Origin of the sequence: Pseudoalteromonas sp. T1lg24 (assembly GCF_002964745.1) — a bacterium.
GTDB classification, from domain to species: Bacteria; Pseudomonadota; Gammaproteobacteria; order Enterobacterales; family Alteromonadaceae; genus Pseudoalteromonas; species Pseudoalteromonas spongiae.
Genome location: NZ_PQCB01000033.1, coordinates 147,498 through 161,287, shown reverse-complemented (window position 1 = coordinate 161,287; position 13,790 = coordinate 147,498). Strand labels below are relative to the sequence as shown.

15 protein-coding genes are annotated in these 13,790 nt (G+C 38.8%); 8 read left to right on the top strand and 7 right to left on the bottom strand.

The window, feature by feature from the left end; genetic code table 11:
* Positions 1-188 precede the first annotated feature (188 nt).
* The 5 genes from C2M30_RS12975 to C2M30_RS12955 all read right to left on the bottom strand — a co-directional run bounded on the left by C2M30_RS12975 (position 189) and on the right by C2M30_RS12955 (position 4,522).
* Positions 189-671, bottom strand: coding sequence for an MgtC/SapB family protein (locus C2M30_RS12975; RefSeq protein WP_105171920.1), 483 nt, complete (start codon positions 669-671; stop codon positions 189-191).
* 15 nt (positions 672-686) lie between these two features.
* Positions 687-2,015, bottom strand: coding sequence for a hemolysin family protein (locus C2M30_RS12970; RefSeq protein ID WP_105171919.1), 1,329 nt, complete (start codon positions 2,013-2,015; stop codon positions 687-689).
* A 272-nt stretch (positions 2,016-2,287) separates the two neighbouring features.
* Positions 2,288-2,842 (bottom strand): rhomboid family intramembrane serine protease, encoded by a 555-nt coding sequence (locus C2M30_RS12965; protein ID WP_100914987.1) that lies wholly within the window; start codon positions 2,840-2,842, stop codon positions 2,288-2,290.
* A 247-nt stretch (positions 2,843-3,089) separates the two neighbouring features.
* Positions 3,090-3,404, bottom strand: coding sequence for a hypothetical protein (locus tag C2M30_RS12960; protein WP_105171918.1), 315 nt, complete (start codon positions 3,402-3,404; stop codon positions 3,090-3,092).
* A 164-nt stretch (positions 3,405-3,568) separates the two neighbouring features.
* Entirely contained in the window at positions 3,569-4,522 is a 954-nt protein-coding gene (locus C2M30_RS12955) for an alpha/beta fold hydrolase (RefSeq protein WP_105171917.1), read from the bottom strand.
* Between the two features lie 166 nt (positions 4,523-4,688).
* Here C2M30_RS12955 and C2M30_RS12950 point away from each other — a divergent pair, with 166 nt between their 5' ends.
* Positions 4,689-5,843 carry a murein transglycosylase domain-containing protein gene (locus C2M30_RS12950; RefSeq protein WP_105171916.1) on the top strand — a complete coding sequence of 385 codons (1,155 nt, stop codon included), beginning with the start codon at positions 4,689-4,691 and terminating at the stop codon, positions 5,841-5,843.
* Here C2M30_RS12950 and C2M30_RS12945 read toward each other — a convergent pair.
* The gene (locus C2M30_RS12945; RefSeq protein WP_105171915.1) at positions 5,840-6,469 is read right to left on the bottom strand and encodes a LysE family translocator; all 630 of its coding nucleotides are present in this window, start codon (positions 6,467-6,469) and stop codon (positions 5,840-5,842) included. The genes C2M30_RS12950 and C2M30_RS12945 overlap by 4 nt on opposite strands.
* 482 nt (positions 6,470-6,951) lie before the next feature.
* Between C2M30_RS12945 and C2M30_RS12935 the strand changes: the two genes are divergently transcribed.
* Positions 6,952-7,179, top strand: coding sequence for a hypothetical protein (locus C2M30_RS12935; protein ID WP_105171913.1), 228 nt, complete (start codon positions 6,952-6,954; stop codon positions 7,177-7,179).
* Between the two features lie 69 nt (positions 7,180-7,248).
* Here the strand turns inward: C2M30_RS12935 and C2M30_RS22050 are convergent, their stop codons facing one another.
* On the bottom strand, positions 7,249-7,593 hold the full coding sequence (locus C2M30_RS22050; protein ID WP_100914994.1) for a pilin: 345 nt from the start codon (positions 7,591-7,593) through the stop codon (positions 7,249-7,251).
* 171 nt (positions 7,594-7,764) lie between these two features.
* On the opposite strand from C2M30_RS22050, the gene C2M30_RS12925 reads away from it, so the two are divergent.
* The 6 genes from C2M30_RS12925 (at position 7,765) to C2M30_RS12900 (ending at position 13,585) form a co-directional block, all read left to right on the top strand.
* Positions 7,765-8,622: an RHS repeat-associated core domain-containing protein gene (locus C2M30_RS12925; protein ID WP_105171912.1), complete on the top strand. Its 858-nt coding sequence runs from the start codon at positions 7,765-7,767 to the stop codon at positions 8,620-8,622.
* Entirely contained in the window at positions 8,613-9,548 is a 936-nt protein-coding gene (locus C2M30_RS12920) for a hypothetical protein (RefSeq protein ID WP_105171911.1), read from the top strand. The genes C2M30_RS12925 and C2M30_RS12920 overlap by 10 nt, the downstream gene beginning before the upstream one ends.
* 390 nt (positions 9,549-9,938) lie before the next feature.
* Positions 9,939-10,316 carry a hypothetical protein gene (locus C2M30_RS12910; protein WP_105171910.1) on the top strand — a complete coding sequence of 126 codons (378 nt, stop codon included), beginning with the start codon at positions 9,939-9,941 and terminating at the stop codon, positions 10,314-10,316.
* A 236-nt stretch (positions 10,317-10,552) separates the two neighbouring features.
* A complete protein-coding gene (locus C2M30_RS21490; RefSeq protein WP_158683423.1) occupies positions 10,553-10,795 on the top strand; it encodes a hypothetical protein in 243 nt (80 codons plus the stop codon).
* The gene (locus C2M30_RS12905; protein WP_105171909.1) at positions 10,795-11,199 is read left to right on the top strand and encodes a hypothetical protein; all 405 of its coding nucleotides are present in this window, start codon (positions 10,795-10,797) and stop codon (positions 11,197-11,199) included. The genes C2M30_RS21490 and C2M30_RS12905 overlap by 1 nt, the downstream gene beginning before the upstream one ends.
* A 238-nt stretch (positions 11,200-11,437) precedes the next feature.
* On the top strand, positions 11,438-13,585 hold the full coding sequence (locus tag C2M30_RS12900; RefSeq protein WP_105171908.1) for an alkaline phosphatase family protein: 2,148 nt from the start codon (positions 11,438-11,440) through the stop codon (positions 13,583-13,585).
* Positions 13,586-13,790 lie beyond the last annotated feature (205 nt).

The following is a 13,790-nucleotide window of genomic DNA, read 5'->3' as shown; positions in this document are numbered from 1 at the left end:
CATAGAATAACTATGCCACGCAGCCTCTGCCTTGTATAAAACCCAATCAAACTGCTGCAAAAACGAACTTGAAAGGTCAACAGACCCTAGGTGTTTTACGAAGGTAGATTGATTGTTTTGAACGTAATTCGTCACGTTGCTAAAAGTACAGATGTTTGTGCTTTAGCGAGTAAGTAGCGCTTGATGCGCTACTTATTGCGTTTTTTCCAACCATTAAAGCGTGCATGAACGCCGCGGGTAAGTGAGGTAAAGTAGTCTTCTAGCACGTCTACACCGTATAAAATACCGACCACTAAAATACTCAATTTAATTGCGCCTAGTTCGCCCGAAATATCAATCGCAACGCCTATTGCGGCGAGTACCCAAATAGTAGCCGCTGAGGTAACTCCAACCACAATACCATCTTTGGCAAGCATAACGCCAGCACCTAAAAAGCCAACGCCAGTGACAACTTGTCCGATAATACGCGATGTATCAGTGACATCATTATTCAGTGAGTTTGACGCAGCAATAAACATGTAAGTACCAAGCACAATAAGGGCCGATGTTCGAATCCCCACAGGCTTGCCGCGTAGTTGACGTTCTAAGCCAATAATAAAGCCACAACAAATTGCAGCGCCAACTTTTGTCCATTGAAATGGGCTTATTGATAAATAACTAATAATATCCAATTGTTATCCATGTTGTTACGTATTCGCATCAGTTTGATGCTGTGGTTTAGGGTCAATTAATGTTTCATCGAGCAGACGAGTGATCAGCAGCTGATCAACTCGAATGCCATCGATATCTACCGCTTCAAATTTATAACCTGCATGAGTCACAAAATCTGCGCGCTTTGGAATGCGCTTCATCATGTAAATAATAAACCCAGCTGTTGTTTCGTACTGATTTTCGTCAGGGAATTCATCAATTTCAAGCAACTTCATTAAATCAACTATAGGTGTTGCACCATCTACAAGCCACGAATTTGCATCGCGTTTAACAATTTGATCTTCACCATCAAATTGCACTAAATCCCCCATAAAACAACTCATTAAATCCTTAATGGTGACAACACCAACAATTAGCGCGTATTCATTTACCACTACAGCAAATTGTGTCGATGCCGATTTAAACGCATTGAGTGCCTCTGATAGCGTTAAAGTTTCGGGTAAGTAAACAACCTCTTTAGTTAAAATATCGGGATTAAGGTGTGCTTTACCCGTTTCAAGAATTTGTTTAAGAATTACTTTAGATTCAATCGTGCCAACAAGCTTATCTAACTGACCATCACATACTAAAAATTGATTGTGCGGATGCGCTAAAATCTTGCTGCAAATACTCTCGCTATCTTCGTTAATATCAAAAAAGACAATCGATTCACGCGTCGTCATAACCGTTGGCAAAGTGCGTGCTTCTAATTCAAACACGTTGCCAATTAAACGATACTCTTGCTGTTGCAAAGAACCATCTTGTGCACCCGCTTCCATTACCGCCACAATGTCTTCCGTTGTAACGATTTCTTCTCGCTGAGTCGGTAGCTTAAAAATACGCAGCACAATGTTGCTAATGCCATTAAATAAAATCACAAAAGGTGTTAGTGCAAGTGTTAACCAATTCATTAGGTTAACCACTCGTAACGCGACCGTTTCAGGCATAATCATGGCAATGCGTTTAGGCAATAGATCAGCAAACAAAATAAACAGCGATGTAATAATCAAAAACGACAGTAAAAAGCTAATTTGTCCTGCTAAATCACCGGTATAAACTAGGCTAACAAGCTCTGATGTGTAAGGTGTTAAGGTTTGCTCGCCAATTATCCCGCCAAGAATGGCAATCGCGTTTAACGCGATTTGGATCATCGCAAAAAATCCGCCGGGCTGTTCTTGTAACTTAAGCACAGCATTAGCATTTTTACTGCCTTCGTCAGCCATAACACGTAACTTAATTTTACGGGCAGCGGCAATAGCTATCTCCGACATAGCGAATAACGCGCCGAACAGAATAAGCAAACTAATACCCAATAAATCACTCATTTCATTCTCCAAACTAGATGTGAGCATAATTGACCAATTCGCGTTATGAATTAATTTTGGCACAGTCCGGTGGAGAAGCAGCAATCAAATATTAGTTGCTGTATTTTCACGCCTTGGGTGACGCTTTTAGTGCTTTCAGCAGTGTTTTTAGGCTTAAAAACATGCGAATTGGAATTTATCTGAAAGGTGATAAAAGCGCGCAATTATTATGCAAATTAATGCGCGCTGCAATCTATTTTTTAATAATTAAATTTTTATTAATAAACAACGTGTTAAGGATGTTTTTGCGGGGCGCTATTAAAAACTTTTCCCGCAATAAGTCCGGCAATAAAACCAAAGAAATGACTGCTCCAACTCACACCTGGAATAAATTGCGTCAGCGAATAAATTACACCGGCGTATAAAAAACAGATGATAATGGCGAGGATCAGGTTAAAAATATTTCGGCTAAATATGGCATTGCTTAGAATATAGGCAATAAGGCCAAATACCATGGTACTTGCACCCGCGTGGTATCCGTCAAAGGCAAATACCCATACTGCGCTACCAGCAACAATTGAAATAAATAAGTACACTAATAAAAAGCGCTTTAGCCCTTGTTGTAATGTAATAAACGCAAGCACTGCGAGCGGAGCCGCATTTGATAATAAATGCTGCCAGCTGTGATGGATCCACGGCGCAAAGATAATTCCTGCTAACCCGTTTAGTGTTCTGGGGTAGATACCTAAACCTGATACCGCGCCTTGGCTAATGGCATTTACGAGTTGCACACTGAACAAAATAGCAAGTAGTGCAAAAATAATTCTTATAGGCTGCTTTATATGCATGATGCGTTTTATGCGTAGTTATGTATGTTGTTTGATTTGTAGTTACTCACTCTATCGTTTTCAATGGTATTGGCAACCACTAAATTTGTAAGAGAATAATTTACTGGCGGGCTAATATATCGTTATGGGTAAATTTCAAGTGGTTCTCAAGGTGCTAGTACGGTGTAATCTAAGTGCGCTTGATATCGGGAGTTAGAAAATTAGACGCTCATCATAGTCAGTGAATATGATGAGCGTTAAAGCGGCGTTATTTTTTTAAGATTTCCACTACTTCACGTGTTGCCTCGATTAGGCGAATTAACTTGCCATCAATACTTACTGTAATTAGGCCTTTATTATCAACAGGCACAATCACTTTGTGATGGCGATAAATGTCATATTCGATTGGTTTGCCTACAACAATTTTCTTTTGCCAACCAGGTGGCAGTTGACCTGTGCGCTCATATTTCTTTTGTAAACCAGGTGGAAGCGATTTATCACCATGCTTTTTATCATTTTTTGCAATAAGGGGCGATGTGATTAAGGCTAAACTCAATAGTGAAATAACAACGGATATTTTCATAATTTACCTATTACTTGACGACATATTCTTTGCTACATAAACGCGATGAGTCTTAAATTACAGGGACTAAGCGCTAAATCGTATTTTAAGTTGTCACTATAGAATGACTTTAAGTTGATTGTGAACCCACTTTTATTAGTATTTTTAACTAGGGCTTTTGCGTATTAGGAAAAAGGAAGGTGATTTGCTGAATTTTGCTTTGCCATTTGCTTTTTTAAATGACGCTTTTGCGCCTTTTGCACGTGTTTATATATCCACTTGGTTAATTTGGTCATTAATTCAGGGGGAAAGTCATGTCCCATGCCATTGATGGATTTCAGTTTTGAACGTTTAATTGCTTGCGCCGTTTGATAGCCCGCTTTAACAGGAATAACCGGGTCGTGCTCACCGTGAATAACAAGTGTAGGCACTTTAATCGCAGCTAATAAGTGCTTTCGATTTTGGCTTGCCGCAATCGCTGCAAGTTGCCGTTTTATGCCATTGGGGTTAAGGCTACGCTCTACATTCTGTTTGGCTTGTTGATACAGCGCTTGCTCATTTTGCGGGAAATTAGGACTGCCTATCAGCTGATTTAACTTTACCGTGTAGTCTATAAATGCATCTTTAGATACGCTTTTGGGTTGATGTTTAGCGAGTGTAAACAATACCTTTAAGCCTTGTTTAGAAAGGGGAATATTGTAAGACGAAGACATGATAGAGGTTAGGCTGAGCACTTTCTTTTTATGCTTAGCTGCAACAATTTGCCCAATCATGCCGCCCATGGATGCACCAATTATATGGGCTTTTTTAATTTTAAGTGCTTTCATCAGCCCAACCACATCGCATGCCATCTCATCAAGCGTATAGGGAGCTAAGGCCCCTTTATTAAAGGGCTTTGTTAGCCAAATCTTTAGCAGATTAGGGTTGCCACATTGATCAAAATGGCTTGAAAGCCCCACATCGCGATTATCAAATCGGATCACCCGCAGTCCTTTTTGTGCTAATCCGTAATAGAACGGATCTGGCCAAACCGTCATTTGTGCACCTAAACCCATAATGAGAATAACTGCGGGGTGTGTTGGGTCGCCGTAGTCTTCATAGTGGAGGCGCACGCCATTTTTTAGTCGTACACTCGGCATAAGTTACCGCTAATTTGGCAATATAAGTGTAAAGTAACAAAGCTAGTTTTCAGATAAATGACAACGCGATAGCACGCTAGGCGCTAGCAATTGGTTATGTTTTATATTGATTTTAAAGTGTTTTATTTTACACTAACCTTAAGTTTACGAAGACGTAGGTTAGGGCATGCAACACAGATTACTATTAATTGGGTTGTTATTAAGTGTTGCAAGTTGTAAATCGACCGTCGATGTAAAATCGCCCAGAGCACTGGAAAAATTCTCTAAGCAAATTGAAAAAAATCCCCATGATATTGTTGCCATCGCCAAAGGTGTTGAGCAATCAAAAGCCGCTATCAAAACGGATACGCGCCGAATAAAGCAACTTTTTGATGAGTTAGATACCATCATTAAACGTATTTGGGGCAATAAACACAGTTCGCTGCCAAGTAACAAACGCTATGTAAAGTATTCAAACAATTATCAAGCGCGCGCCATTGTCGATTTTGAAAAAGGCACAGTAAAAGTAGAAACCATTGCTACAAAAAAGGTAGCTTCAAAACTGACACAGGCAGTGTTTGAAACACTACTAACAACCGATGATCCGTCAACGACCGATATATTTTCAAGTAATGCCCCCAACCTAAGTGGTGAGCCATTTTTGTATCCGCAAGTTCGCGACCATGACGGTGAGTTAGTGCGCTTTGAATGGCGCGCTAGGCGTTACGCAAATTATCTGGTGGATCACTATACAAAGGTAGAGCACGATGACAACCGTCAGTTTAGTTCTGTGAGCTTTAAGCTCGTTAACGAACATCAGCATTTGCGTCATTTAAAGTACAGCAATGCAGTGTTAGCTGCAGCTAAACGTTATAATATTGATGCTGCACTTATTTATGCGGTGATTGAAACTGAGAGCGCGTTTAATCCGTATGCGGTAAGTCGCTCTAATGCGTATGGTTTAATGCAAATAATGCCTGCAACTGCAGGGCGAGATGTATTCAAACTTGAAAAAGGAAAAACTGGGCAACCAAGCAAAGCACAGCTTATGCAGCCAAACTATAATATTGATATTGGCACCGCTTACTTAAAGATTTTAAACACCCGTTACCTAAAAGGTGTGGCGAATAAAAAAAGTCGTGAATATACGGTTATTTCAGCCTATAACGGTGGTGCGGGCAATGTGTTAAAAACCTATCACAGTAATCGTGATACCGCGGTTAAACTGATTAATCGACAAAACCCAAGTGCGGTGTATCAACGTTTGCGCCATCACCACCCTCGTCAAGAGTCTCGCAGATACCTAGAGAAAGTCACAAACGCAAAACAGAAATATCACTAATTGCGGTTTGATAATGATAATAAGGTGCCTGCGCTGATAAACACAGAGCCGGTTAATCTGTTAAAAAGACGCATTCTGTTATTGCGATACAACCAATTTGACGATTTAACGCCGAGCACTACGTAAAACATTAACCAGCTTAATTCTAACAACATAAAGGTAATGGCGAAGATACTGTACTGACTAAGCAAAGAGCCATTTGGATTGATGAATTGTGGAAACAAGGCAGTGAAAAAGACAATTGCCTTTGGGTTACTGGCACCAACAATAAAGCCTTGAAAAAAGTTATCTGTTAGTAACCGTTTATTTGATGAATTGGCTTCTACTTTTGCTAAATTATCCGCTTTTGAGCGAAACGACTGAACTCCCAAATACACCAAATATGCAGCGCCTAAATATTTTACAAGTGTAAACGCAAGCTCCGATGTTGCGATAAGCACGCCTAATCCGGTAAATGAAAGCGTAAGAATAAGTGTAATAGCAATTAAACTGCCTAGTGCAGCAATAAAACCGCCGAGTGTGCCGGAACTTACCGCGCGTGTCATACAAAATAACGCGCTTGGCCCCGGTGATGCGGTTAGCACTAACACCGACAAAAAGTACATAACCCAGGTATTTATATCCATTGTTATTCCTAAGCGGTTTTTGTTTAAAGTTAACAGGTAATTTGTAGTGCGGTAATTAAAAACTTTGCAGTATTTAAATTTTTCAACTTTAACAGTTTGAATTGTTTAAAAACGGCCTTATTAAATGAATATGGATAAACGTAGCGTACACATAATAAAAACACTCTTACTGCTGTTAGTTGTAATATCAGCGCTGCTACCGTTTAATCTAACCCGCACGTTAATCTCACAGCCTCAACCAGCGATGAATGCAGCCGCGTCAAAGTTGGTTTCACACAATAAATACATTCGTAAAAACACAGCTTATACTTTCACTACCAAACTTCAGTTTAAAAGCTTGTTGCAATTTGCTGCCACTCGTTACGATTATGTGCCCCCTTTCATTAACTTTTTAAAGCGAGATACCTACCTCTTTAACAAATCTTATAGCCATATATAACACGTCCTTTGTCACTAAATTTAAATTTTTAAAAGGAAACGTTATGACACAAGCAATCACACTTTTTGTGCTAGTTTTTGTTTGGGCATTTTTACTGTTTTTGTTTTGGAAAATGGTTGGTTGGGCGAAAAAACGCAAAACCGGCGCGTATGTTTTTGGAGCATTAGTTCACATGGTGTTACCTGACCCAAAAATTGCGCAAACCATTGCCATTGTAAAGCAGCAAAAAGAACAAAAAGCCGAAGCAAGTGACGAGCAAAGCGAGAAATAAATTAAGCCAGCATTCGCTGGCTTTTTTGTGTAAATATGAACCTAAGTGGTGAATGAGAGGTTTAGCACTTTAGTTTATTTTGCAACTTGCATTATTAATATTACAGTCGATGGTCGCATCGCCAGGTGCTTGTGTTTTCACAGTAATTGAAAGAGTATTTTTGTCAAATCCCGGTAGTGACTGACAACGCTTATGTGTACCGTCACTATATGATTGATCATTTTTATGAACGTGCACAAACCCTGCGCGAACGTGAGCAGACGCTTCCGTTAGGCATGCACTATTTGCTGATGTGATTGTATAGTTTTGATATACAGGTAGTGCGATAGACGCCAATATGCCAATGATAGCAACTGCAACCATAAGCTCTATTAATGTGAAACCGTTGAATGGCTTTTTGTTAATAATGATCATAAAACCGAGTACTTTGAGAATTTAAATTAATATTATTATAGCTTTACAGTTTGTGAATAACATTAATTGTTTCATTTTTAGTAATATTGATTCTTTTGCTCGCTAACAAAGTTACATAATTAGAAATAAAAATACCAACTATCAACCGACAACACGGCAGCTTATGCACAAGTGATTGCCGAAACCGATAGCCTTGGCAGTCGATTAAAAACCTACCTTTACGGTGATGACTTAATCAGTCAAATCGACAGTACGAATACTACAAACACCTTCCACTATGATGGTTTAGGTTCAACGAGAAGCTTAAGTGATAACAGTGGCGAACAAAGTGATAGTTATGATTATTTAGCCTTTGGTGAAGTGCTAAATAAAACAGGTACCACAGAAAATAATTACCTTTATACAGGTGAGCAGTTTGACGGTGACCTAGACCAGTATTACTTACGAGCGCGCTACTATGACCAGAATGTCGGCCGTTTTACCCAGCAAGATGCGTTTTTAGGTTTACAAATTAGGCCCATATCGTTAAATAATTATGCAGATCTTGATCCAATATCATTATTTGATTACTCAGGTTACGCAACGAATCTTACTGAAAGTCAAATTGTGAATACGATTCTGTCTACTAATGCACGAATTACGCCAGTTAATTTTAGAGTCGTACTGCGGAAATCTGGTTGTTATGCTGTCACTTATGTGTTCGATGAGTTTACAGATAAAGGTGTTTATTTGTTTATGGATGAAATTCTTGGGTTGCCATATGCAGGTAAAACTGAAGTCGATTTTGAGATTAGGAAAGATCAACACATTAAAGAAGGAAAGAGAAAATTGAGAGACTTCCTTGCTAAATTTCATGTGGATGGTTCGATTAAAGGTGGTGTTTTAAGGGAATTTGAACAAATGATTATCGATATGTTTGGTACTCCAGGAAAAACGGGAAACCCGAATAAAACGTTGAGTAATAATATAAATTCCATCAATAAAGCAAAACGTGATGCACTTAGAGGGCTTGATAAATTATGCAAATAGAACCGCAAGTAGTTACATTTCCAAGAATATTTAAAACTCCTAGCCGCTTAGAGTGCAGATTTGGTTGGAATGACTCTTCAAATAAAGCTTTTCTAGAAAATGAATTTGAACAATTAGTGTTGCAGGGTTCAGAAGAGCAAGAATTTAAAATACCTAAACTGGGAGTTAAAGCGGAAGTCATAACTAACTTGAAGTTACAGACTTCTGCTTTATGTTCGGGATTAGAACAGTTTGAAAATGTCAAAAATCTTCGATTGGAGGGAATCCCAAGTAATAGCTTACCTATAGAGTTGTTAAAGAATGTTAATTCAATTTCAGTAGAGTGGAGTGAAAGGTTTTCTGCGTGCCTCCCACTTTTAGAAAACGTAAAGGAGTTCGATTGTACATATTTTAAGGGAGATATAGCGTATTTATTAAATTACCTTCCTCACCTCTATTACCTAGGATTTACTTATGGAAATTTAAAAGATATCTCATTTTTAGATAAGCTTAATTCGATTACCTCTTTTGGTCTATCGCATATTAAGGCATTGAAAAATATAAATGAAATTCATGATTGTAGAAAATTAACTTCGCTAACCTTAGAAAACTTACCGAATGTAGAGGGAGTTTTATCTCTAGAGCGATTGAAGTTATTGAAAAAATTGTATATTTATAAATGTAAAAAGCTAACTATTAATTTTGAAAATATAAAAGCTTTAAATTATTTAGAAGAATTGCATTTAGATGCAAAATATATAAATTTATCTTTTTCCGAACTATTTACACTGAAAACGCTTAGAAAGCTAACAGTACCACTTCAAGATAAAAGTTTTACTAAAGATGAAGTTGCGCAATTAGTAAGTAGAAACGGTAGAAACTGGCTTAGTATAGACTTTGTTGGGCCGAAAAACTCAAAGAAGATTCAAATTGAATTAGAAATATAAAGGCGACCCACCTTAAAATCAGGTTACCAGTTACAATAAAAATATAAAGGCCACCCATCTTAATTAGACCCATCTTAATTAGCGTAAAAGCTAGGATATGACTAAGCTTTAATCAACGCTAGCTTTCTATCAAAAGGTGGCTTTATGGCAGTTCCGCGCCGCAATCATGATACACCCTACTACCATTGTATTTCTCGCTGTGTACGCCATGCGTTCTTATATGTCGGGAAGGATTAATTTGGTCATGATTGAAGAGAATAGTGCACTGCTTAAATTTAGGGGAAACGATTTTCATTAAAGTAAAATTTAAAGAGTTTGTTTTAATCTTTAGATCTTTTTTATAATGTTGTCATAACACGGCTTTTAACTTTCATATGGCCATACACAAAAATGACAGAACCTCGTTATAGCGTTGTACTTAAGAATAACCTAATCACTGTAAATATTTCAGGTGATTGGGATATTCAAGCTGATATTGGTTATTTAACCTTGCTTGATGAAACCATTTCGCGGGTTAGAAATGCTCCTTGGGCGCTCTTTGCCGATTTACGTGGATGGCGAGTGTCTGAAGACGTTATTAACTATAAACATAACAAAACGATTCAACTTGCAAGAAGTAATCAAATAGCGGAGTGTTGGCTGGTTGATAGCGAAGAGCAAGGTCAACATATTCAACATCATATTGAAAATGCACATGTCCCGTTTATTAAAGTCACTAGTTTGCAACAAGCAGAAAACTGGCTTTTGCAGTATGGCTGCAAAGTTTAATTTATTCAGCAAATTTAACCTGCTTAAAGGGCTTTGAGTGTATTATTAATTCAATACATGCCGCTTTTTTGAAAGTCGATTTTCGATAATGTTGATTATGTACTTTTGAAAAACTTGCTTACTTAATACTTTTCTACATATCACTTTATTTTGTGTACAGTAACTTAATCTCTAATTGCGCGGTTACTTTTACAAAGAATGTTAAAGACAAATTTACCAAATAAGGCATTACGCTAATGTATACCGAACGGCGCACGCGCTGGTTTTTTCGTGTGTTTAGTATCGCAACTGCAATGGGGCTGTTAACCATGCTGGATGGTGATTATTCCTATCGCGTTCAGGGTAACGAAGTCATAGTCAATGCGACTGATCAGCCTTTTAAATTTTACACAAGCGCTATTGTTGACGGGCTTTTGTGTGTTGTTTCAACGTGGATAGGGTTTTTTAGTAAAGATAGACCTACTATAGGAAAGCGCTAATGGGTTATTACATGCTTTTTGTGAGTGTGGTGTGTTTATCTATCGCTATTTGGCTACTTATAACGCGCTTACGCTTTCGTAAAAACGCAAGTATTTATCAAGGTAGCGTAATTGATTTGGTAACCATAAATCATGATGGCATATCTAGCGGTGGGCGCAATAAACATTTGTTAATTGAATACTTTGATAATCACGAAAGAAGAGAATTCTTATGTGAAGATGCCGTCATTGCTGCGTTTTATCATATAAACGATAACGTTGAAGTACTGGTAGGTGGTGAAGGCAAGCATCAACGTGTGCGCATCAATAATGTATTTTCCCTTGCTGTACCTTCTATCGTACTCACTATTATTGGCTTAGGCAGCTTACTTGGCGCAAATTCAATTTTTGGTTGGTGGAGGTGAAATTTAAAGGTTGTTCTAAATTGCCGCTATTGCTTTTATCGCTGAGGTATAAAAACCTCTCTGTAGTAGCCTGTTAAATGGCGCTTGGATTTAATTTACAAACTCTCATTACGCTTTGATGTATTTTTAATCAAATTGTTACTGCTTTGTCACTTCAAAATCACTTAATAGTAATACGTTAGCTTTAAAGTTTTTATTGGTCTAGACCAAATTAAAAGTCAATCTAACAGGAATTACTATGAAAACAAAAAACATGTCGTGCAGTTACCCAATAAAGCAACTCGCGAAAGCGTCGTTGTTTCTGGCTGGTGTGGCAATGTCCACTTCTGTCTTAGCAAAAACACATTCATTGCTGATAGCCGTTGATGGGTTACGTGGCGATGGTATTGAAAATGCGCATACTCCTAATCTTGATAACTTGATTCGTGGAAATTGGGCGAATGGTTATAACACCGCATTTGCACATTATGCGCAAACAATGAAGGATGCTGCGCCAAACAGTGGCCCTAATCATGTGGGTATTATGACGGGGGTTACATCAAATAAAAGTGGTGTTTCAGGCAATAATGATGTGGCAGGGGGCAATTATGCCGCGTATCCGCATTATTTGACCTTATTAGAGCAAGCAAACCCATCACTTAACACTGCCTATTTGGTGACATGGAGCACCGATATGCAAATTACCAATAGCGCAGATGTAAAAATAGATGCAGATGATGCAACGAATACACAAAATGCGGTTGATATCATTAATGGCACCTTTGCATCGTCAAATTGGCAGCACGGGACTGATGTTGATGCATTATTTCTATTTCTTGATGACGTAGACGGTGCAGGGCATGCATGTTGTTTTGCGGCGTCAGATAACGGTTATATAAATGAAATAAACGATGTAGATAGTCAAATTGGTCGCATATTGGCTGCCATTAAAAATCGTCCTAACTTTGACAGTGAAGATTGGCAAATTGTTCTGACATCTGATCACGGTGGACGTGGTTCATCGCACGGTATTCATGCAGCAGATAACTATACTATTCCATTTTTAGTGTCATCTAAAACCGCTAAACAAGGGTATTTAGCGGGCGTTCCTCATAATTATGATGCAGCGCCTACAGTACTTGCCCACCATGGTTTAGCTGTCCCGAAAAATATGGATGGTGTTGTGCAGGGTAACTTAGTGCGTGTTGTTAACGATAATGGCATAAAGCAAGACCTTAAAACCTATTTACCATTTGATGGCAACTATCTTGATGCATCAGGCAATGCGCTTCACGCTCAAGTAGGCGGGGGCACACCAAATTTGCAAGCGGGTGGTAAGTTTGGTCAATATGTAAAGCTTAACGACGACCAAGAATACCTGACACTAGGTAAACCAACAGAATTGGATTTTGGCACAGATACAAACTTTACCTTGATGACTTGGTTTAGAGTGAGTGGCGACCAAGCCGGTGATCCCGTGATTGTTGGTAATAAAAACTGGGCAAGTGGGGCAAATCGCGGCACATTATTACTTGCTAATGAAGGCAATGGCGATGACTTTGGCATTAATTTAGCGTCATCAGGTGCCGACAGAAAAGACATCGATCCAATCGATTACAGCTTTAATGGCTGGTGGTTACTGGTTGCAACGTTTGACCGTAACGGTGTTGCCACTATGTACGCAGGAAGTCCAACGGGTGAGCTTAATATTATCGCTGGTGATATTGTTAATGTCGGTGACATTAACTCAGAGCTTAATTGGAATATTGGGCAAGATGGTACCGGTAATTATACTTATAATTTAAAAGCCGATTTGGATGATTTTGCCGTGTGGCGCCGTGCGCTAAGCCTTGATGAAGTGCGCACTATTTATAACAAAGGGCAAGGTACTGAATTAAACACCTTACTTAACAATGTGCAAAATCGCTATTTAACCCAACAATCAAACATTCAAGTTGGTCAAGATGTGTCTTTGGTGATCACAACCGAAGTTAACGGCGAAACGTGTGGTTTGGAATGGGATAACAATCGCTTTTTTAATGAGCGTAATGCAAAATGGGATTGTACTGGCAATGCTGATCCAATGACGTTTACAGTTACTGGCATCACAAATGATGGCAACAAATTAATTGCAGATGGTTATTTAGTCGCCAATGGTAATAAAGGCGCGTTTGAATGGGACTCATCTAAGCATGCTAATGAACGCAATGCAAAATTTGATGAAAACTCATCGGGCGACTTAATCTCAATTTGGCTATTGAATGACATTAATCAAACACGTATTGTCACCGAAGCAAGCGGCCAGACATGTGGCTTGGAGTGGGATGCATCTAAACTCAGTAATGAGCGAAATGCCAAGTGGGATTGCACACCAAATATGGACACATTTCGTATTGAACTACTCTAGCGCGTGTTTTTATTTACGGTTTGAATTCTGTCCAAGTCCAAACTGTTTTGATCGCAGTGTCGCTTTGTAGACTTTGTAGGCTTTGTGGTCTGAGTCAAAAAGCGACAGCAAAGCGCTGCAGAAATTGACAATAGAGGTCAACACGCTCTAGTTAACACTAACCCATTACCGCTTTGGTGGTGGGTTATGTCTTTTATCTCTTTAC